The following is a 19,476-nucleotide window of genomic DNA, read 5'->3' as shown; positions in this document are numbered from 1 at the left end:
AATTGGAGGCGCCACGCGCGAGCGCGCGAAAATTTGCGTAACGCCAACATGCGCTTGCCCTATGGTCAATCCCTACAGGTGCAAAAGCGGAATTTTTCTTCCCTTGTTGCGCCCTTGCATAGGTCTTTGAGCGCTATTTCAGGAAATGCCCGCGCAGTTCACGAAACTTGACGCATCTCTTTCGCATCGGCACTGTTTCTCAAGCGCCCGCAATTTGCGCCAGCCGGAGATTTTTATGACGACGGATCGACCATGACCACCGCAAGCCCACGGGACGATGGCGTCTTTCGGACGATGGTTACAGGCGGCGTATCGGGGTCCGGGGCTCGATCAAGTGTCCGGCGGCCTGCACCCGCTTCGGCACAGGCAGCGCGAGTACAGGCGCCGCCAAGAGGTGAACAGCCCGCGCGGCAATCGTTGTCACTTTCCACGACTTCGGCTGATCTCAGCAATCCACTGCTTTCCACCGCTCTCCCCTTCCTTGGCATCCTGTCCCGCGTGCGCATGGGCGAGGTTGAAATAACCGCCACAAACCTGCGCCAAGCCGCAAAATCGTTTATCCAAAAGACCGCAGGCAATGCCGCCGAGGCGAATTTACCGCCAAATATCGTGCAACTTGCCAAGGTTTGCCTTGCTGCCATGACAGACGATGTTTGCGAAACCATGCCCGGATATCACCCGGATCAGGCGCGCACTCTGACATCGGAACTGTTTGGCCTAGACCACGGATCACAAAGCTTTTTCGCCTACCTGCGCACTGCAACCGAAAACCCAGCTGAATACGCTCCCTTGCTGGAATTGATGCTGGTCTGCTTGGGGCTGGGATACGAAGGGCGTTATCGCGATCATCCCAAAGGCCCCGCTCGCGTCGCCGAAAAGCGTGCAGCGGCATTTGAAGCGCTGTCACAGGTGCAAGACTATGGCACCAGCCTCTCGCATAGCTGGACACCCGTGATCTTGCGAGATCGACTGCGCCACCGGATGGCCCCCCTTTGGCTGATCGCGTCTGTCGCCGGTGCCATGGTGATCGTGCTTTTTGCAAGCCTCGCCACCATGCTGACTCGCGAAACACAAGCTGTTCAAAACATGCTTCTGGCCCCGTCCACGGTGCGTGACATTACGATCGAACGCGCGGCCCTGACACTGCCCGTGTTCCCGACCCCATTGCCCGAGGCAGCGTCTGAGCCGGTCGCGACCTACATCCCCCCCGCCCCCACAACTGGACCGCGTGACAGAGGCACTTTCACAGATCGGTGCGACCGTGGAACCTTTGGGCGATTTCATCGTCATCCGTCTGGGACGAGAGTTACAGTTTTCTTCTGGGGGAGCTGACTTGCAAAACGACCTTACCCCGGTTCTGACACCAATTGCAGAGGTTCTGAACACCGAACCCGGTGCGATCATTATCGAAGGGCACAGCGACAACATTCCGCTGAACGGCCTTGGCGTGTTCAAAACCAACGAAGACCTCTCTCGCGCCCGTGCGGCCGCGGTGGCCGATGCCCTGCGTCCCCTGTTGATATCACCGGATCGCGTATCGGTGGTAGGCATCGGCCCCTCTCGGCCGCTAAGCCAGGAAAACACTGCCGCCGCCCGTAGCCTTAACCGCAGGGTTGAGATCCTGATTGCGCGTGAGGGCGGACAATGAAACGGCGGTTCATACTGGCCCTCAGCGCCATATGGGTCCTGCTTGGCCTGTGCATGATGGTGGCTGTCATCTGGTTCGGCTTGCCCTTGCTGGGCATATCCGACCTTGGCCGCCCCGGCGTGCGCACAGGCTTAGCGGTGCTCGCACTGCTGGCCTTTGGCCTCAGCGGCTGGCTGCAATACCGCAGCAAAGTCAAATCGGCTCAAGCGCTTGAGGCAGAGCTGACAACTGACACAGGCGACGGAGACGTCCTGTCTGCCCGCATGGCCGAGGCCGTTGCACGTCTCAAGCGATCCAAGGGGTCAGCCTCACTCTATACGCTGCCTTGGTACGTGGTGATCGGACCACCCGGCGCAGGCAAGACGACGGCGCTGGTCCATTCCGGCCTTGCTTTCCCCGGCAATAAGCCAGCCAGCGTGTCTGGAGTAGGCGGAACGCGCAATTGCGATTTCTGGTTCTCCGATGAGGCGGTTCTGATCGACACAGCCGGCCGCTACACCACTCACGAAAGTGATCCAGACAGCGACGCGCGCGATTGGGCGGCGTTTCTAACCGAACTCAAACGCACCCGCGCCGATCAGCCGATCAACGGCATTCTGCTGGCCTTTTCCTGCGATGACCTTATGCGCGGCGAGGATGAGCTTCTGGCCGCCCACGCCGCCGCCGTCCGTTCCCGTCTGGCAGAAGTCAACGCAGCATTGCGCGTGCAAGTGCCGGTCTATGCCGTGTTCACCAAAGCAGACCTTGTGTCCGGGTTCCGCGAGTACTTTGGCAAACTATCCGCCAAGGCACGCAAAGGGGTCTGGGGCGTTACCTTCCAGACCCGCAATCCCGTCGAGGCAACACATGCAAAGGTCGAAGCCGAGTTCGACACGCTTGTCGCCCGCCTCGGCGATCAAATGCCCGCGCGCATGGCATCCGAAAAGGACACCCCATCCCGCCATGCCCTAATGCGGTTCCCCAGCCAGATGAACGCGTTGAAAGACAACCTGGCCCTGTTCCTGCGGTTGGTGTTTCAAGGCGAGGGCACAGCGCAGGCCGTGCTGCGTGGCTTCTACTTCACCTCTGGCACACAACAAGGCACACCCTTTGACCAGATCCTCGGTGCAATGGCCGGGGACAGCAATGCTGGCGGGTTCATGTCAGGCCGGGGGCGCAGCTATTTTCTGCATGACCTGCTGCGCGAGGTCGTGTTTCCCGAACGTGGCTGGGTCGGACAAGATACGCGTCGCCTGACCATACGACGCATCCTGCGGGGTGCAGGGATCGGGATGATTGCCACCGCCACTTTGGCAACCATGGCCCTGATAGGGAACAGCTTTTGGGTCAGCGCCTCACTGGTCCGGGCGGCGGATGCACAGACAAGGGCCTATCTGACAGCCGTGGCCCCGGTCCTGTCGCAACGCCAGATTACAGATCCCAGCCCCCGACCCATCCTCGGCGCGCTGGCACTCGTGCGCGACACGCCCGGCGGCTGGCAAGCAAGCGCGGGCTTGGATCAGACTTGGCACGTTGGCCTGTCCCGCCGCGACAGTATTCGGGCCGCCGGTGTACAGGCCTACTCCGACGCGCTGGAACAGATGCTGCGCCCGCGCATGATGCTGCGCCTAGAACGTGATCTGGTTGATGCGATTGCAAGCGGCGAGGGGCGCGCAGCCTATCAGGCTCTGCGGGTCTACCTACTGACGGCGAAGGCAGGGCCGACCGATGATCTGTCTATCCAATCGTATTTTGCCCGCGCATGGGCCCCCGAATTCACCACAGACGCGGAAAGCTATCGCACCACGAATCTGCACCTGGCTGCCATGCTGGAACTGGACAGCCGGGTGACGCCCATCGTGCCCGCCTCTGCCGATTTGGTGGAAGGGGCGCGGCTTGCTTTGGCCGGCTTAACCGACGCAGACATCGTGCTTGCGGCACGCAAGGGACAAGGGGGGCGCCTTCCTGTGCGCCGCCCCTTTGCCGCCAGTGGTGCGGACGCAGGGCTTCGCGTCACCGATGGGCGGGGCCTTGGGACACTGGAAATAGACCCGCTTCTGACCCCCGATGGATACACCGCCGTCACGCGCGACGCGATCACCCGTGCGCCGCAGATTTTGGCATCCGAAGGGTGGGTTTTGGGACGCACGCCCCAAGCCAACCCCGACATCGCGCAGGACGTTGCGCGCCTTTACGGTCAAGACGTTGCGCGGGCGTGGGACGGCCTGCTGAGCCGTATAGAGCCGGCCCCGGATGCCGGGGCGACCCTTGGCGCTTCAACCCGCCGCCTAATTGCAACTGTAGCCCAGGGCCTGCAATATCCAACCGAGGCCGCAATCATCAACGACGCGGTTCAAGCCGACCGCTGGCAGGCCCTTGTCAGCGATCCTCGACAAATGTCGGCCTTGACCGCTGCTATGGATGCTTTGAGCCGCGCCGACAGCCCCCGGGCAGTGCAGGCGGCCCTTGCCATCCGGCCCCCTGCCGAAGCGATGCCACAGGCCCTGACGGATTTTACTCTGCGCGCAGCGACCACGATCCAAGCGCGCTTGGCGCAATAAACCATTCGCGCACCGCGAAAATGCCACCAAATGCTGGACAGCGACGAACTGGCGGGACAGTCTGTAGTCAATCCGCGCTTGTATTGATCCAAGCTGCGCGCGCCGCCCGACATTCAATGGGGCGACAAAGGAAAGATCGCGATGAACGAAGACATCACCTTGCCACCCACCCCGATGCATCCTCCTCGCCAGATGGGCCGCGCCATGCTGTCCGAGGCGCTGTATCGGTTTGAGGTTTCGGTGCGCACAGATGTGGGGTGCGTGCGCAAGTTGAACGAGGATTCGATCCTTGAATTGCCCCAAGCGGGTCTATGGGTTGTTGCCGACGGAATGGGCGGTCACACGGCCGGCGATTTCGCCAGCCAGACTATCGTGTCAGAGCTAGAGACCGTGGGCGTGCCGGCAGGCGCGCTGGACTTGAAGTCCCGTTTTCTGGAACGCCTGTCCCGCGCCAATTCAATTATCCGCCAAAAGGCCGACGAATTGGGCAGCGAAGCGATTGGATCCACCATTGCGGCGCTGCTGATCCAACAGGACAAATTCGCCGCTATCTGGTCGGGCGACAGCCGAGTGTATCGGTTTCGAGGCGGCGAGTTGGCCCAAGTGACCCGGGACCACACCGAAGTGCAGATGCTGTTTGACACTGGCCAGATCACCGCAGAAGAGGCGGAGAATTGGCCCCGTAAGAACGTCATCACCCGGGCCATTGGCGTCACGGATCAGCCAGAATGTGACATGGTACAAGACAGCCTGATGGATGCGGATGTGTTTCTCATCTGCTCTGACGGTTTGACGGAGTATTTCGAGGCGCCGGAATTGACGCACCTTTTGCGCGAAGTTGGTCATGGTCCACTGGAACCCCTGTGCCACGCGCTGGTCGAGACCGCGTTGGAGCGGGGCGGCAAGGACAATACTTCCGTGATCTTGCTACGGTGCCGGCGCAATAAATTGCCGGAGTTTGAGGCGGCGAGCGCCTACCCCGAGTTTGAGGGCACCCTATGAGCGACGACAAAACAGACCCACCGCGGAGCCAACCACCGCAGGATGACGAAGACAAAACGGTGATGTTCACCCCGGACGATTTGGCCGCAGCTGTCGCGGCAGCCAAAGGCGAGATCCCGCCAGAAGTGGACGACGACGCTGATCGCACCGTGATGTTCACACCTGATGAACTGGCCACCGCTGTTGCCCAAGCAAAAGGCACGACGCCCGATACCGGGACTGACAAAGATCCAGATCGCACGATCTTGTTCACCCCGGATGAACTTTCCGCTGCTGTTGCAAAGGCACAGAGCCAAGACGGGCCCGCAGGTGATGACGTTGGGTTTGGTGGACCCCCCGTGGCCGAGGATGATGCGGACCGCACCGTTATGTTTACCCCAGCTGATCTGGCAGCCGCCAAGGCCGCCGCAACGACGCCGCATGTCGAGGATGATGATGGCTTTGGCATCGCCCCAGCCCCGGAAGGTGACCGGACCATCGTTGCAGTACCTCCGGTTGCCCCGGCGCGCACCGCTCCGCCGGGCGACGACGACAAAACCATTGTAACCCAGCGTGGCCCGATGAACGACGATGACGATCGCACCATTGTCACCAGTAGCCCGCGCCGAAGGGAGCCGTCCACCGCCACCAATGCGCCGACCTTCACTGAAACACCGGCTATGGGTGGTGCACCGGCAACGCCCCTCAGCGCGCTGGACGTCGGCACGGTGATCAACAATATGTACCGGGTTGAGGAACGGCTGGATCAAGGCGGCATGGGTCGCGTGTTCCGGGGCGTTGAAATCGGTACGGGCGAGGCTGTGGCGATCAAGGTGATCCTGCCAGAAATGGCCGAGGATGACAAAGTCAGCACCATGTTTAAACGCGAGGCGCGTACCCTGCGTCAGCTGCACCATGATGCGATCGTGCGCTATTTTGCATACGTCCCCCCCGACCAGAACATGAATTTTCACGCGCTGGTCATGGGTTTCATTCAAGGGACGAAACTGTCCGACAAGCTGGAAACGGATGGGGGCCTATCGAACCGGCAGGTTGTCAAACTGACCATGCGCTTGGCCGACGGCCTTGCCCGCGCGCACCAGATCGGAATTGTCCACCGCGACCTGTCACCGGACAATGTGATGCTGCCAGACGGAGATATTGAAAAAGCTGTTCTGATCGACTTTGGCATTTCGCGCTCCTCTGCGGTGAAGGACGGGACCATCGGAAACGAATTTGCGGGCAAGCTGAAGTACGTCTCGCCTGAACAACTAGGGCTGTATGGTGGCGACGCCGAGGGGCAAAGCGACGTCTACTCAATGGGTCTGTTGATGGTCGCAATGATCTTGGGCAAGCCCCTGCCTATGGGCAGTTCTATTGCGGATGCCGTGCAGAAACGTATGACGATCCCGGATCTGACCGGTATTCCGTTTATCTTCCAGGATCTCCTGGCGTCTATGCTGCAACCGGATCCGGCCTTGCGGATCAAATCCATGCAGGAAGTGATCGAAGAGCTTTCGGACTTCGACGGCGCCCTGACGGGCCTGTCGACCCGGCGGGGTACGCGCCCACCGGCAGAGGACCGGGCCGTTCCGGGGTTGCAAGCAGTGCCGATGACATCGCGGGCGCAAGTCACCACAGCCCCGGGCACCGCGCCCCAAGAGGCTCTGACCGAGGCGGCCAAGAAAAAGGGCGGCATGGGGTTTGTAATGGCGATGGCTGTGGTGATTGCTGCCGGGGCGGGCGGTTTCTATGTCTTTGGCGACCAGATCATGGGCGCGATGCAAGGCGAGCAGGCCGAGGTACTAAGCCCCGAGGATGCAGTCGCCGCCGGGCTGGAACGTCTTCCCGACAGCCGCGCAACCTTCCTTGCCACCGCAACACCCGAGGGCTGCGCCTACGCAGTACAGCGCAACCATGGGGCATCTGCCGGCGTGATCGAAGGGTTCGCCCCACAGGTCGGCCCCCTGCGCAGTCTAGGCGCGGCCTTCGGTACGGAATACGGGGTGACGCCAGATGTCATCACGCGCACGACACCCGACGTTTATTGCGCCGTTTTGGACTTTGCCCGTACGTTCCAGGGCACGCGCGGATCTGCTATCGAAATGTCACTGTCCGCCAATGTCAGCCCCCGCAACGATGGGATCGTGGGCACACTGCACGGTTCCAACGGACGGCAGAACTTCCTCGCTTTGGTTGACCAGAACGGGCGGATGTATTCGCTGATGCGCCAGCTGGAGGATCCGATTGGGGACGAACGACGGTTCTCCTTCCGCCTGCCTTCGGCCACGCCGGGTGTCTACATTATTATTACGACCGCCTCGGACAGTGCCTTGGTGCGTGCGGCCGCCATGCAGGACGGGATTTCAGCGGCGGAGTTTCTGCCTCTTCTGACCCGAGAACTTGCGGTGGATGGCCAAGGCGCGGTCGACATCGCCTATCTGGAACTGACCCGCTAGACCGGGTCAGCGCACATCAATCGTCGCGATCCCAAAGACAAGGCTTTTCAGCACGTCAGCGGGGACAGAGGCGAACACCTCCTGCGCCTCTAGGCCGAAACGATCACCCAGGTTCAACGGCGCGCCCGGGGCACCAATGGCCAGTACGATCTGGCGGGTTTCGCGTTGGCCCCCGGCGCGGGCAATTGGGGCCTCGAACGTCGGGACGCCGTCGGCGATCTGCGCGAAGGGCCCAAGATTTTGGACTACGCCGTTATCGTCAATCACCATCAGGGTCAGGAACAGCCCATCTGCACCCAGCACCCGGCCTGTCAGGGTATCGCCGCTGGACAAGGTTGTGCTGTCCAACGAAAGCCCAAGGCGGCTGGCCGGGTAGCTTTCCGCCTGACGCAGGGCATCAAGGGTAGCACATTGGCGGCCATCGATTAGCTCGCGCGACTGGGCGGTTTCGCTCTCTAGGCCTTCGACGATGCGGGTGGCCAGTTCTTCTAGCGCCGCATCATCCGCGCCAATCAAAGACAGTCCGGCCCCGGTCGAGGCGCGGCGGGGAAGGGCGAGTGTACACTGTACATCCGGTGTCGCCCGGATACGGCGCAACAGGGCACCGATTGCAACATCAGACGCGGTTGGGTTTGCCACCCGCGCCACTTGCGGGACGGCGGGTGCCTCGGGTTCAGCTTCAGGCTCGATTTCAGGGACAACTTCAGGCACCGGCGCGGCCTCTGGTACCTCTTCGATGATCTCACCGGACTCAAGGATCGGTGCGACCTCCTCAGGCTCTTCCAAGATGACGGGCTGCGGCTCGGGGGCCAAAACGGTTTCGTCTGCCGCGGGCTGTTCCGGTTCTGGCAAGATCAGAGCCGCAAAATCCTCTGCCTGGGGCAAAATTTCGGGTTCAGGCGCACTGCCGCCGCCTTCGGCGAGAGGATTTACAATCTCTTCGATTTCCATCAAGTCGGTGATGGCAAGGGTGTCGGGCTCCTCAGGCTCCGGTGCGAGGACTTCTGGCACAACGGGTTCCGGGTCCAGCACCTCTGGCACCACTTCGGCCAATTCTGTGACCTCGGGCAATGCTTCGGGAACGACCTCCGGCAACACCTCGGGTTCCGATGGGGTCACCTCTGCGACTTCGGGCTCCAACACTTCAGGCTCGGGCAAAACCTCTTCGACCGGATCTAGGGCCGGTTCAGGCTCCAGCGCCTCTGGCTGGGCAAGGTCTTCGGCCTCCGGCTCCAATACGGCCAAGTCTTCGACCTCTGGCAGCATCTCTTCGGCGTCTTCGGGGATACGGTCGTCAATCACGGGTTGGGTGTCTTCGATCACCTCTGCATCCAGAATTTCCAGCGTGACCAGAAACTCCGGCTCTCTGCTTTCGATCTCGGACGCGACGGGGTTCAGGGCCAGACTGCCGGAGACAACCAATGCGACGCCCAAACCAATGTGCGTCGCCGTCGACAAACCCATGGCCCCATACCACACCGGATTGTCGGAACCGGAATATGGAAGAAAGCTCATGGTGTGGCCTCTTCCTTGCTGTGCAGCGTCACCAGGCGAACGGCCACGGCCACAAGGTTTTCGTCATCCAACATGTCCAGCAAAGTGCCCGCCGACAAATCCCGGTCGGCCAGAACGTGCAATGTTGGACTGTCCAGCAGTAGGCTTGCCAAGGTGCCCGTCTCGAACGGTTCACCATCCAAGGTCATGTCACCTGAGGCCGAGACCGTCAGTAGCGGCTTAGGCAACAGGTCTAGCGGCAATTCCGTGGTTTCTGGCAGGGCCACCTCGACCGTGCGGGAATTCAGGATCGATCCCGTGGCGATGAAGAAAAAGATCAACAACAGTACGATGTTCACAATTGCCAGGGAGCTGTCCAGTCCTTGCGGCGGGCGGCGAGAGGGCAGGCGAGAATTGCGCATCAGCGGCCCCCTTCTTTAGTGATTTGTACGCCCGAGATTTCAGCACGTTCCAGTGCCTCAAGGGCGGTGGCGACATCTTGAATCCGGGCATCCTCGCGCACGATCAGCACAAGCGACGCGGGGGCCGCCTGCGATCCGAGAGCGTCGGCCAGATCAACCAATTGATCCATGCGAAACGTCTCGCCCGCCGTCAAAACGCTGTCCCGACCCACGGTCCAGATCGTGGGGGTCTGCGCATCGGCAGCAGGACCATCACCTTCCCCGTTGCCACCCGAGGGGGCTTCATCCTCGGACACATCCATCTCGGGGGCAGCACTTTGCAGGGTGATCAATGAATAGGGCGTCAAACTAGATGACAGCATAAAGAAGATAAGCAGCTGGAACATCGCATCCGCCAGAGGCGTGAGTGCAAAGCGATAGCGTCTGGGACGCTCTGGCAAGGGGGCGCGGCGGCCGCTCATGCCGGGGCCTACTTGGCTGCGTTGGGATCAACGCGCCCGTGGATGGCCGCCGACATCAGCGCCTCGATCATGTTGCGCTCCCGGTCAATTTTTCCCTCCAGCCATGTGGCTATGAAGAAGGCAACCAGCGCAATGACCAGACCGGCCGCCGTTGTGGATAGCGCGACATAGATGCCACCCGCCAGACCCGTGGGATCAACTGCCCCCTCGGTCGCAGCCAGAACCGAAAACGCGTCAATCATACCGACCACGGTACCCAGCAAGCCCAGCATCGGTGCCGCCTGCACGACCATGTCCAACGAGCGCATTCGCTCGCTCATGGTGGCCAATTCAATGATCGCGGTTTGACGCGACAGTTCCTCGGCATAGCTGACATCGGTGGGGCGGGCTTGAATACCGGAAAAGACCGCCTGCAAAATACGTGCCAGAACAGACTTACGTTCACCCGCCGCCGCGATGGCTTGATCGACGCGACCATTCAGCCAGTCATCCAAAATCTTATCCGCCGCTGCACGTTTGCCCACACCCATGCGCGCGAACTGAACAACTTTGAACAAACCCACGCCAAGGGCAAAGAACGACAAGATCCCAAGCAGACCATAGATCCCGTAGGAGGCGATTTGTAAAATAGACATGTGCTGACCTTTGATCGTGCGCCGCGCGCGCCTAGAGCCCGAAGGCGATATCTGTACGGGTTGTAACCGTCAATTGGTCCAAACATGCGCTACTGGTTTCGCCGGGAGCGTCCGCCATTTCGCACATGGCTACATCATTCACAATGATTTCGCCCAGATCGGTGCAGGCGGTGGGCAGATTGTACTGCACCACGCGGCGTTTGCCGGAACTCAGCGCGCCAAGAGGCAGGGCCAAAAGGTTGCGAAACACGCCATCAGCATCAAACACTGCCAAGCGCCAAGTGACCTCGCTGAAGTCGGTATCAAGTTGATTGTTGCCGAAGAACACGACTTGGCACCCGCCCGAATCCGTCGCAGTCGCGCGGTTCAACTCCAGAGAGATGCCGGATTGATCTTGCGCCTGTGCGCCGGTGGCCATCGTGGCCAAAAGGCCAAGGACCAGAACGGAAAATCGTCCCATAGGAGGCTCCTTAAAAAAGTGAGGGCAATCTATACACCCTTCACTGTGGAGCGTTCGTTCGCGGCAAGTCAACCGTTCATTGACCCTGCGTTACCTAGCGGTAGACGCCAACTAGATAATCCGGCTGCATCGGTGCCGACAGTGCCATCGCGCTGCCAGACGTAGCCACAACTGTTTCAAGTGCGGTGAACGACGGTACATAGGACGGCGCGGTTGCCACGGGCCTGTGCGGCAGCGTGTTGGACGTGCGCGCGGGTGCGGCCACGACAGCCAACATCGGTGCGTCCTCAACCACTTGGGCGGGTGCGCCGCGCTTCACGGGGCGCATCGACACCGTCAGCGGTTGTGCAATTTCAAAGGCCGAGGGCGCGATAGCCGCGCCAGCGGGGGCCGACACAAGGGTCGGTGCAAATGTGGGGATCATAAAGCCGCTTTGTGTGGGTTCGACATTACCCGTCGTCACGAATTGCGGAGCCGAGCCCAAACGTGCCTCGTGCAATGCGGACAGTCCAAGGCCCGCCCCGGCGGAGGTCGCGATAAGTGCTAATGAAATGGATGCTGCTCTAATCATTTGAGAACGATAACAGACTTAAGCCGCATTTTCACCCTCGGATTGCATGCCCCATAAAATTCTGCGCGATTTTTGCAACAAATGCCGCCGACCGTCTAAATATTGTGGTGCGGAGGCAGGACACCCCCAAGCATCTAACGGCGACAGGCTTGCGAGATCGCGTTTTTGCGCGCTATGCTGCTGTTATTGTAGTTAGAGCAGATCGTTTTAATGCCACGCAACTCACGGCCCATGACCGCATTGACCCGCTTTGGCGCATGGATTGCCATGTCGGTCGGGCTGTCCGTTGGCGCGCAGGCGCAGGGACTGTTGATAGAACCGCTGGTCATAGACGTTGCCCCGGACAATGGCGACATCGTGTTGGCCACGCTTAACGTACCAGCCGGGGCACCCTCCGTTGCGGGCTTGGGCTCAGGTATAGTTCGCGCCTCTGTCACGGCGGCGGGGCGGCCCCAGCCGTCCATCATCCTTGGCACCATCGAGGCGGGGGACGAGGCGTCGTTTGGCATTGAAACCCTGCTTCCTGCCACGGTGGAACAAATCAGCTTTGACCTCGATGACCTAGAGGCGCGCGCGACCCTGCGCGAAACAAACCCCGAATTGTTCCGCCAACTGGTGGAAGAGGGGCACCTTGACCCCGAACAAGGCCAGCTGAACCGCGTTCTGCAAACGGAACTGGCGCGCATGAATTGCTACCGTTCCGGGATTGATGGCGCTTGGGGACCGGGCTCTCGCCGGTCAGTGGGGGAGTATTTCGACGAACTGGACGATGTGGACTGGTCGGACCCGGCCCCCACGCCATCGCTGTTTCGCGCCATCCTGATCAATGGCGACGTCCAATGCACCGCACCGGTCGCGGCGGCCCCGGTGCGCGCCACAACCCCGCGACGCACAACAACGCCACGGGCTTCTGCCCCGGCACCAGCGCCCGCACCCGCCCCGGCGGCTCCTGCACGGCCTCGCCTGAATACGGGCGGTGGCGGGATCGGGGTGTTCCGCTGATCCGCACGCGAAAGGACCCCGATGGCCGATGACGTCATCCTGACCGGGCCAGAGCTGAAAAAGCATCTAAAGCTCGCCCGCATGAAACCTTTGTCCTTCGCCTATTGCTACGGACCTTCGGCGGACGAAGACGTGTTCGCCATGCACCGCAAAAAGACGCCAAAGAACCTGGGGCGTGAACTGAACGCCGAATCGCCCGGCACCAAATACGCCTTCGGCACCTGCGCGGTGGAAGGCAAGTTGATCACCCTGACCTGTCTGCGCGAATTGCCTGCCTTGGCCAAGCGTCTGAAACTGTATTTCCGCGCGCAGAAGGTGATCATGGATATCCGCGTCCTGACCGCCGAGGGGGACCTGCTGGACATGGCAGTGGAAGAAACTGCCGCAGCGCGCGAGGAGACAACGCCGGATACAAGCGCCCTACGTGCCCGGGCCACTCAGGTCCAAACGGCTCTTGCCGCGACCGAGGGCCCCGCACAGGCGCGCCTGTTGCAGCACTTCAAGACAGCTGTGAAAGCCTTGCAATCCCAAGACCTCGACGCTGCCCGCAAAGGGTTTGACCAAATCGAGGCGGCCCTTGCGACACTCGCCAAGGCGCAAGGCAGCGCCGTGTCCGACGCCGCACTGACCAAGGCCGCAGCGACCCTGCGCGGACGGATCGACGCCCTGCCAGACGGCCCCGCCAAACCGAGGCTGATGGCGGCCATGGACAAGGTGGATCAGGGCATTGCGGCAGGCAGCACCTCGACGGCCGGGCTGAAACAGATCCAAGGAGCCTTGGCGAAACTTGCGGTCACCCAGACGCCGACTGACACCCAGACTGCCGCAATTGCGCACCTGTTCGAGGCGCGCAAAATCTGGGATGCCTCCCGCAAGGCAATGACAGCGCAGATGGCGCAACTACAGGCCGCAATCTTGACGACCTGTGCCGATCTGGACTTGCCCGACCTGCCCGCCAAGACAAAGGCGCTGGCTAACGACTTGGCCAAATTGGACCCCGGCCTTGACGCCGCCTTGGGCGCCGCCGCAGCGGAAGCAGACACCACCAAGCGCCGCATTCTGATCGCAAAGGCGCTCAAGTCCACGATCCAGATGCGCGCGACGCTGGATCAGGGCGTGTTCCGGGATGTGGACACCAACAACGGGTTCAAGGATGTGAAGATTCGCGCCGTAGGCAACGCTGCTTTGACCCGCATTGACGCGATCCTGCGCAAAGCAGCCTAAAGCTGGCGCTGTTATCCGATAACGCCCCCCGATATTGAGCGACATCGCCCCACGCGGCCACGGTTAGGCATCCAACCTGCAAACCCGAAAGGATGCACCGATGTTTCGACACCTGACCGCCATGGCGCTGTCCGCCACGCTTGCCCTGACCACTTTCACTTTGCCCGCCGCCGCTGACGGGCGGGATGTGGCCAAGGTTCTGGGGGGGCTTGCCCTGCTCTATGTATTGACCGAGGCGGCGAAGGCTGATGGCAAGACTACGGTCACCGCCCGTCAGTCCTACGGCCACCAAGTGCACAAGCCCCGCCACCGCAAGGTGATCCCCGCCCGCTGCCTGCGCGAAGTGGTGAACCGCAACGGCAAGGTGATCCGGGGCTTTGGCGCGCGCTGTGCCCAGAACAACGTGCAACGGGCCGGGACCCTACCGCCCAACTGTCTGCGCAAGGTGCGCACGGACCGTGGCCAGCGGTTTCTGTACCGCCCAAAGTGCCTGCGCAACGAAGGCTGGGTGCGCGGCTAAGACTTGCATGGGCACCCGACTTGGCCGACACCAAAGGCATGATGCCTGATCTGAGATATGAACAAGAGGCGTCCGCAAGGGGCGCCTCTTATGTTGTGGGGGTGGACGAGGTCGGACGTGGGCCTTGGGCCGGTCCCGTGGTGGCCTGTGCCGTGCGATTGCATGGCGTAGCCCCCGAAGGCCTGACCGATAGCAAGAAGCTGTCCGCCAAGCGACGCGAAGCCATGGCCGAGGCCCTGCACGCCGTGGCTGACATCGGGTTCGGCGAGGCCAGCGTGGAAGAGATTGACCGGATCAACATCCGTCAGGCCACCCATCTTGCCATGCGCCGCGCATTAGACGCCCTGCCCCAGACCCCCGATTTCCTGCTGATTGACGGCAACGACCTGCCCCGGGGCCTGCCCTGCCCTGCGATGACGCTTATCAAGGGCGACAGCCGATCCCTGTCCATCGCGGCTGCCTCTGTTTTGGCGAAAACAAGGCGGGACAAAGGCATGGTGGCATTATCGCAACAGTTCCCCGGCTACGGGTGGGAGACGAACGCAGGCTACGGCACGGCAACACACCGTGCCGGATTGGAAACAATGGGCGTGACACCACATCATCGTAGAAGCTTTAGACCTATCCACAACATCTTGTGGCCGCAATAAGGCCCAATTTCGCCCCATTCCCGGCTTTGACCGCGAATCCTCAACCCGTCATGGTGGTCTCAATAACAAAGCACGGGCAATGATCCGGCGGTAATGAGGCAGACATGGCACAAAGATCGACACCGGCAGTCAACGCGCTGCCGCTCAATAAGATATTGGATGGCGACTGTATTGATCGCATGAATTCCTTGCCCGAGGGTTCCATCGACCTGATCTTTGCGGACCCTCCGTACAACCTGCAACTGAAAGGGCAGTTGCATCGCCCGGACAATTCCCAAGTCGACGCTGTCGACGACCATTGGGACCAGTTCGACAGCTTCATGGCCTATGACACCTTCACCCGCGCCTGGCTGTCCGCCGCGCGCCGCCTGTTGAAGCCGAACGGCGCGATCTGGGTCATCGGTAGCTATCACAACATCTTCCGCGTCGGTGCGGAACTTCAGAACCAGGGGTTCTGGATGATGAATGACGTGGTTTGGCGCAAGACCAATCCCATGCCCAACTTTCGCGGCAAACGCCTGACCAACGCCCACGAGACAATGATCTGGGCCGGCAAGACCGAGAAATCCAAGGTCACTTTCAACTACGAGGCGCTGAAATCCCTCAACGAGGGCGTTCAGATGCGGTCCGACTGGACCCTTCCGATCTGCACGGGACACGAGCGTCTGAAAGACGCCAATGGCGACAAAGCCCACCCGACGCAGAAACCAGAGGCCCTGCTGCACCGCGTGCTGGTGGGGACGACCAACCCCGGCGATGTCGTGCTCGACCCGTTCTTTGGAACAGGCACCACCGGGGCTGTGGCGAAAATGCTGGGTCGCGATTACATCGGGATCGAGCGGGAGGCGGGCTATCGCGCCGTCGCCGAGCGCCGCCTTGCCAAGGTGCGCAAGTTCGACAAGGAGGCGCTTGAGGTCAGCACCTCCAAACGCGCGGAACCCCGTGTGCCCTTTGGCCAACTGGTCGAACGCGGCATGCTGCGCCCGGGCGAAGAGCTGTATTCCATGAACGGTCGCTATCGCGCCAAAGTCCGCGCGGATGGCACCCTTGTGGGCAAGGACGTCAAAGGATCGATCCACCAGGTCGGCGCCGCGCTGGAAGGCGCGCCAAGCTGCAACGGTTGGACGTACTGGTGCTATAGGTCCGAGGGCAAAAAGGTGCCCATCGACCTGCTGCGCCAACAAATTCGGGCGGAGATGTAAGGGCAAGTACACCCGCTCCAACAAAGTCAAAAAAGTTTACCGCCAGCGCGTGTCGCCCGATCTTTGGGACACGCGCCACTTCACCCCCGCCGACTGCCCAAGTCCGGTGGGGGTTTTTTTGGGTATTTTTGACCCAATGAAGCGAGGCTACCCCCGGAAAGGCCCGCGCCGCCCGGCCAAAAGGACCGCCAGCGCCGTGGCCACCATCCCCGCCGAGATCAGCGTCAGCACCGCCCAGCCAAAGCCCGAGACCACGGACCCCGCAGCAAAGGCGGCCACCGTCGAGACCAGCGCGATAATCGTGTCGTTGGCCCCTTGCACGGCGGATTTTTCTTTGTCCGACACCCCCGCCTCCAGCATGGTGGTGCCGCCGATGAACCCGAAATTCCAGCCTAGGCCCAGCACGATCAGCGCGCCGTAGAAATGCAGCGCAGATAGGCCCGTCGCCGCGCCCAAGGCGGCCAGCACGATCAGGGACAGGCCCACATATGCGATCGTTTGCGCCCCGAACCGTTGAATCAGGAAGCCCGTGAAAAAGCTGGGCGCGAACATGGCCACGATGTGCCAGCGAACGACGTCGCTGGCCGTGGTCTCGGTGAACCCAAAACCGATCATGGCGATGGGCGTGGGGATCATCAGGAACACCATCACCCCTTGGGCCACCGCCGCCACACCCACGGCCCGGCGCACCTGGGCGCGGCGCAGAGCGGCCAAGCGGCTGATGCTGGGGTCCCGGGGCGCGCGTCTGGGCTGGGGGATGCGGGTCAGGGCCAGGGGCAGCACCCCCAGCGTGGCGATCACTGCGACGGCGCCATAAGCCCCGGCAAAGGCAACGGGGTCCAGCGCGTCCTTGGTCCAGATAAAGATCTGCGGACCCAGCAAGGCGGCGACCAACAGGGAACTGAGCATCAGGGAGATGGCCACCGGGCGCAAGGCGGGGGCGACGACTTCACCAGCGGCGAATCGGAAGTACTGGAACCCCGCCCAGCCCGCGCCCATCAGGAAATGCGCCGCGCACAGAAGGGTGAAATTCTGGGTCAAGACGGCTTGAACGGCCAGAACCGCGCCCAGGATCGTCAAAAGCCCCCCAAGGGCAAACCCCGCCGCCCGCCCGATCCGCCCCATCAAAAGGGAGAACGGCGCAGCGGCCACAAGGCCCGCCAAAGTCTGCACCGAGGATGGCCCGGTCGCCCACGCGGGATCAGGTGCCAGCGCCAACCCCGCCAAGCCACCCAAAATCAGCTGCACCGGAAACGCCGCGCCCAATATGGTGTTGGCCGCCAGAAGACTGGCGAAGTTACGATTGGTCAAAAGGGATAGGGCAGACATGGGCGACCTGTGGGATGGGATGCTTGGCAAAACGTAGCCCGACAGCCGCCCCCACCCACATCAGGCTAGAAAAATCGGCGGACCTTGGACCGGTAGGCAAGGTAGGGCGTGCCATAGGTGTCAGCCATCCAAGGCTCCTCCGCGAAGGGGGCGGCGATCAGAACAAGGATCGAGGTCGCACCCAACACCACAACCAAAGGCGTAGCACACAGAACGATCCACCCCAGCACGATCATGGTGTCTGCAACATACTGCGGGTTGCGCGAATAGCGGTACAGACCCTGCACCCGCAACAGACCCACGGCACCCCCCGTTTGTGGCACACCGAACCGCGCAACCTCTGTCCAGACCGCGAGATGGCCAAGGACAAGCAACACAGGACCAAGCGTGTAACGGACCGCGCCGGGCCAATCCATCGCGCCCCATCCCACGATCCCCAGCACAAGCAACACCCCGAACAGCGCAAACGTCGGCACCCAAACCATAAAGGGTGTCAGCCGGGTATAGCGTTTCGGGGGCCACAAGCGGCGGGCGGGCACAGCGATGGACCAAACAATGGCCCCAAGGGTGCCCGCAGCGATCAACATGCCAATCCAAAACAGGGTCTGCCCATGGGCCTGCAACATCTCGAACATCGGAAAACCTTTCTTTGTATCACGATGCACCTTGTGTAAGACCTCTAGTCACTAGAGGTTCAAGAGGTTTCTATGCTTTCTATCGGTCAGCTGTCCCGGCGCACTGGGGTCAAGGTTGCGACGATCCGCTATTATGAAAACGCTGGCCTACTGCCCGCCGCCGAACGCACGGCTGGCAACCAGCGCAGGTATGGGCCAGATGGGTTGCAACGCCTGTTGTTCGTGCGCCATGCCCGAGACCTGGGCTTTGCCCTGTCCTCCATTAGCGCGCTGATTGACCTGCAAAATACGCCCGACCGATCTTGCCGTAAGGCGACCGATATCGCGCGCGACCAGTTGCAAGACGTACGCCACAAGATCGCCAAACTGCGGGCGCTGGAGCACGAATTGGCGCGCATATCGCAGACCTGTGACGGCGATCGCTCGTCTGATGCCTGTTCGCTGCTGGCGGCTTTGGCGGATCATGGGATGTGCGAAGGGGATCACTGACGACAGGTCGTCGTCTGAGCGAGCCGGGTGATGGACGTCTCGAGGGCTGCGATGTCCCGCAAAGGTTGACGGCCCAGCGCTAAGAGTGTGGCCGTGTATGTACGGGGTGCACACCGACTGTTGCGGTTTTGGACACCCCGGGAAGTGGTCAACGGCGGACGCGGCAGGTGGCCAACTGCTGTTCATACCGATCCGCGCGGGCAGCGATTTCACCTGCAACGCGGATCAGCCACGGCTTACGCTTCCACGTGCCGCGTCGGTATCCCGTGCGCCCGTCGTGGTAGGCAAGGTATTGGTTGCGTGCGTCGTCCAGTGGAATGCCAAGATCTTGGAATGTTTGGTATTTATACCAACCCATAAAGTCGGTCGCATCCTTGATCCGGTCCCGGCGGGCGCTGCGTTTGCCTTGGTCGCGCTTATATTCCTCCCACGTGCCATCAAGGGCTTGGGAATAGCCGAATGCGCTGGATTGACGGCCTGTAGGGATCACGCCAAGGGTGTAGCGGAACGGGGTGCGCGCGTCAGAAATAAATTTACTTTCCTGATACATAGAGGCCATTTGGACATGGACCGGAACGCCCCATTTCCGCTCGGCGGCTTTGAAGGCGCGCAGGTATCCGGGGCGCTGTTCAAGGATGGAACAGGCGTTGTCGAGGTTCCTGGGGGCCTTGCCGGGACCGCCGCTGCATGCGGACAAAACCAGCACGGCGGCTAGCATAAAGAAACGTTTCATGTGGTGACCTGCTCGGGGTTC

Annotated in this window: 20 protein-coding genes; 11 read left to right on the top strand and 9 right to left on the bottom strand. The window is 61.4% G+C overall.

Features of this window, described 5'->3' with window-relative positions; all coding sequences use genetic code 11:
* Positions 1–252 precede the first annotated feature (252 nt).
* The 5 genes from icmH to ACZ1G0_RS01225 all read left to right on the top strand — a co-directional run bounded on the left by icmH (position 253) and on the right by ACZ1G0_RS01225 (position 7,628).
* A complete protein-coding gene (gene icmH, locus ACZ1G0_RS01245) occupies positions 253–1,332 on the top strand; it encodes a type IVB secretion system protein IcmH/DotU (RefSeq protein ID WP_472735280.1) in 1,080 nt (359 codons plus the stop codon).
* Position 1,333: 1 nt separating this feature from the next.
* A complete protein-coding gene (locus ACZ1G0_RS01240; RefSeq protein WP_472735279.1) occupies positions 1,334–1,648 on the top strand; it encodes an OmpA family protein in 315 nt (104 codons plus the stop codon).
* Complete coding sequence (gene tssM, locus ACZ1G0_RS01235) at positions 1,645–4,188, top strand: type VI secretion system membrane subunit TssM (protein ID WP_472735278.1); 2,544 nt, start codon at positions 1,645–1,647, stop codon at positions 4,186–4,188. Before ACZ1G0_RS01240 ends, tssM begins: the two co-directional genes overlap by 4 nt.
* Before the next feature lie 141 nt (positions 4,189–4,329).
* The gene (locus tag ACZ1G0_RS01230; protein WP_472735277.1) at positions 4,330–5,190 is read left to right on the top strand and encodes a PP2C family protein-serine/threonine phosphatase; all 861 of its coding nucleotides are present in this window, start codon (positions 4,330–4,332) and stop codon (positions 5,188–5,190) included.
* On the top strand, positions 5,187–7,628 hold the full coding sequence (locus ACZ1G0_RS01225) for a serine/threonine protein kinase (protein WP_472735276.1): 2,442 nt from the start codon (positions 5,187–5,189) through the stop codon (positions 7,626–7,628). Before ACZ1G0_RS01230 ends, ACZ1G0_RS01225 begins: the two co-directional genes overlap by 4 nt.
* Positions 7,629–7,634: 6 nt before the next feature.
* Here ACZ1G0_RS01225 and ACZ1G0_RS01220 read toward each other — a convergent pair whose 3' ends face one another.
* The 6 genes from ACZ1G0_RS01220 to ACZ1G0_RS01195 all read right to left on the bottom strand — a co-directional run bounded on the left by ACZ1G0_RS01220 (position 7,635) and on the right by ACZ1G0_RS01195 (position 11,671).
* Positions 7,635–9,143: a hypothetical protein gene (locus ACZ1G0_RS01220; RefSeq protein WP_472735275.1), complete on the bottom strand. Its 1,509-nt coding sequence runs from the start codon at positions 9,141–9,143 to the stop codon at positions 7,635–7,637.
* Complete coding sequence (locus ACZ1G0_RS01215; protein ID WP_472735274.1) at positions 9,140–9,544, bottom strand: ExbD/TolR family protein; 405 nt, start codon at positions 9,542–9,544, stop codon at positions 9,140–9,142. Before ACZ1G0_RS01215 ends, ACZ1G0_RS01220 begins: the two co-directional genes overlap by 4 nt.
* Positions 9,544–10,005 (bottom strand): ExbD/TolR family protein, encoded by a 462-nt coding sequence (locus tag ACZ1G0_RS01210; RefSeq protein ID WP_472735273.1) that lies wholly within the window; start codon positions 10,003–10,005, stop codon positions 9,544–9,546. Before ACZ1G0_RS01210 ends, ACZ1G0_RS01215 begins: the two co-directional genes overlap by 1 nt.
* Before the next feature lie 8 nt (positions 10,006–10,013).
* On the bottom strand, positions 10,014–10,640 hold the full coding sequence (locus tag ACZ1G0_RS01205; RefSeq protein ID WP_472735272.1) for a MotA/TolQ/ExbB proton channel family protein: 627 nt from the start codon (positions 10,638–10,640) through the stop codon (positions 10,014–10,016).
* Between the two features lie 31 nt (positions 10,641–10,671).
* Positions 10,672–11,100 (bottom strand): hypothetical protein, encoded by a 429-nt coding sequence (locus ACZ1G0_RS01200; protein ID WP_472735271.1) that lies wholly within the window; start codon positions 11,098–11,100, stop codon positions 10,672–10,674.
* Between the two features lie 94 nt (positions 11,101–11,194).
* On the bottom strand, positions 11,195–11,671 hold the full coding sequence (locus ACZ1G0_RS01195) for a hypothetical protein (RefSeq protein WP_472735270.1): 477 nt from the start codon (positions 11,669–11,671) through the stop codon (positions 11,195–11,197).
* A 231-nt stretch (positions 11,672–11,902) separates the two neighbouring features.
* Here ACZ1G0_RS01195 and ACZ1G0_RS01190 point away from each other — a divergent pair, with 231 nt between their 5' ends.
* From ACZ1G0_RS01190 to ACZ1G0_RS01170, 5 genes are all read left to right on the top strand, one after another.
* Positions 11,903–12,673, top strand: coding sequence for a hypothetical protein (locus tag ACZ1G0_RS01190; RefSeq protein ID WP_472735269.1), 771 nt, complete (start codon positions 11,903–11,905; stop codon positions 12,671–12,673).
* 21 nt (positions 12,674–12,694) lie between these two features.
* On the top strand, positions 12,695–13,897 hold the full coding sequence (locus tag ACZ1G0_RS01185; protein WP_472735268.1) for a hypothetical protein: 1,203 nt from the start codon (positions 12,695–12,697) through the stop codon (positions 13,895–13,897).
* Positions 13,898–13,997: 100 nt separating this feature from the next.
* Positions 13,998–14,417, top strand: a complete 420-nt coding sequence (locus tag ACZ1G0_RS01180) for a hypothetical protein (RefSeq protein ID WP_472735267.1) — start codon at positions 13,998–14,000, stop codon at positions 14,415–14,417.
* Between the two features lie 38 nt (positions 14,418–14,455).
* The gene (locus ACZ1G0_RS01175; RefSeq protein WP_472737751.1) at positions 14,456–15,067 is read left to right on the top strand and encodes a ribonuclease HII; all 612 of its coding nucleotides are present in this window, start codon (positions 14,456–14,458) and stop codon (positions 15,065–15,067) included.
* A gap of 104 nt (positions 15,068–15,171) precedes the next feature.
* Positions 15,172–16,269, top strand: coding sequence for a DNA methyltransferase (locus tag ACZ1G0_RS01170; RefSeq protein WP_472735266.1), 1,098 nt, complete (start codon positions 15,172–15,174; stop codon positions 16,267–16,269).
* A gap of 147 nt (positions 16,270–16,416) precedes the next feature.
* Here ACZ1G0_RS01170 and ACZ1G0_RS01165 read toward each other — a convergent pair whose 3' ends face one another.
* The gene (locus ACZ1G0_RS01165) at positions 16,417–17,598 is read right to left on the bottom strand and encodes an MFS transporter (protein ID WP_472735265.1); all 1,182 of its coding nucleotides are present in this window, start codon (positions 17,596–17,598) and stop codon (positions 16,417–16,419) included.
* Between the two features lie 65 nt (positions 17,599–17,663).
* The gene (locus ACZ1G0_RS01160; protein ID WP_472735264.1) at positions 17,664–18,233 is read right to left on the bottom strand and encodes a methyltransferase family protein; all 570 of its coding nucleotides are present in this window, start codon (positions 18,231–18,233) and stop codon (positions 17,664–17,666) included.
* A 72-nt stretch (positions 18,234–18,305) separates the two neighbouring features.
* Between ACZ1G0_RS01160 and ACZ1G0_RS01155 the strand changes: the two genes are divergently transcribed.
* Complete coding sequence (locus ACZ1G0_RS01155) at positions 18,306–18,722, top strand: MerR family transcriptional regulator (RefSeq protein WP_472735263.1); 417 nt, start codon at positions 18,306–18,308, stop codon at positions 18,720–18,722.
* Positions 18,723–18,870: 148 nt separating this feature from the next.
* Here ACZ1G0_RS01155 and ACZ1G0_RS01150 read toward each other — a convergent pair whose 3' ends face one another.
* Positions 18,871–19,455 (bottom strand): transglycosylase SLT domain-containing protein, encoded by a 585-nt coding sequence (locus ACZ1G0_RS01150; protein WP_472735262.1) that lies wholly within the window; start codon positions 19,453–19,455, stop codon positions 18,871–18,873.
* Between the last annotated feature and the right edge of the window lie 21 nt (positions 19,456–19,476).

The sequence above is a fragment of the Thalassobacter sp. HA4-2 genome, from assembly GCF_055693705.1.
This window is presented reverse-complemented; position numbering and strand designations above follow the sequence as displayed.

Bases quoted from the DNA above. Each gene is read 5' to 3' on its own strand.
- ACZ1G0_RS01155 (WP_472735263.1), top strand. From the start codon at position 18,306: ATGCTTTCTATCGGTCAGCTGTCCCGGCGCACTGGGGTCAAGGTTGCG.
- ACZ1G0_RS01215 (WP_472735274.1), bottom strand. From the start codon at position 9,544: ATGCGCAATTCTCGCCTGCCCTCTCGCCGCCCGCCGCAAGGACTGGAC.
- ACZ1G0_RS01190 (WP_472735269.1), top strand. From the start codon at position 11,903: ATGACCGCATTGACCCGCTTTGGCGCATGGATTGCCATGTCGGTCGGG.
- ACZ1G0_RS01230 (WP_472735277.1), top strand. From the start codon at position 4,330: ATGAACGAAGACATCACCTTGCCACCCACCCCGATGCATCCTCCTCGC.
- ACZ1G0_RS01200 (WP_472735271.1), bottom strand. From the start codon at position 11,100: ATGGGACGATTTTCCGTTCTGGTCCTTGGCCTTTTGGCCACGATGGCC.
- ACZ1G0_RS01175 (WP_472737751.1), top strand. From the start codon at position 14,456: ATGATGCCTGATCTGAGATATGAACAAGAGGCGTCCGCAAGGGGCGCC.
- ACZ1G0_RS01165 (WP_472735265.1), bottom strand. From the start codon at position 17,598: ATGTCTGCCCTATCCCTTTTGACCAATCGTAACTTCGCCAGTCTTCTG.
- ACZ1G0_RS01195 (WP_472735270.1), bottom strand. From the start codon at position 11,671: ATGATTAGAGCAGCATCCATTTCATTAGCACTTATCGCGACCTCCGCC.
- ACZ1G0_RS01160 (WP_472735264.1), bottom strand. From the start codon at position 18,233: ATGTTCGAGATGTTGCAGGCCCATGGGCAGACCCTGTTTTGGATTGGC.
- tssM (WP_472735278.1), top strand. From the start codon at position 1,645: ATGAAACGGCGGTTCATACTGGCCCTCAGCGCCATATGGGTCCTGCTT.
- ACZ1G0_RS01185 (WP_472735268.1), top strand. From the start codon at position 12,695: ATGGCCGATGACGTCATCCTGACCGGGCCAGAGCTGAAAAAGCATCTA.
- ACZ1G0_RS01205 (WP_472735272.1), bottom strand. From the start codon at position 10,640: ATGTCTATTTTACAAATCGCCTCCTACGGGATCTATGGTCTGCTTGGG.
- ACZ1G0_RS01225 (WP_472735276.1), top strand. From the start codon at position 5,187: ATGAGCGACGACAAAACAGACCCACCGCGGAGCCAACCACCGCAGGAT.
- ACZ1G0_RS01150 (WP_472735262.1), bottom strand. From the start codon at position 19,455: ATGAAACGTTTCTTTATGCTAGCCGCCGTGCTGGTTTTGTCCGCATGC.
- ACZ1G0_RS01210 (WP_472735273.1), bottom strand. From the start codon at position 10,005: ATGAGCGGCCGCCGCGCCCCCTTGCCAGAGCGTCCCAGACGCTATCGC.
- ACZ1G0_RS01170 (WP_472735266.1), top strand. From the start codon at position 15,172: ATGGCACAAAGATCGACACCGGCAGTCAACGCGCTGCCGCTCAATAAG.
- icmH (WP_472735280.1), top strand. From the start codon at position 253: ATGACCACCGCAAGCCCACGGGACGATGGCGTCTTTCGGACGATGGTT.
- ACZ1G0_RS01180 (WP_472735267.1), top strand. From the start codon at position 13,998: ATGTTTCGACACCTGACCGCCATGGCGCTGTCCGCCACGCTTGCCCTG.
- ACZ1G0_RS01220 (WP_472735275.1), bottom strand. From the start codon at position 9,143: ATGAGCTTTCTTCCATATTCCGGTTCCGACAATCCGGTGTGGTATGGG.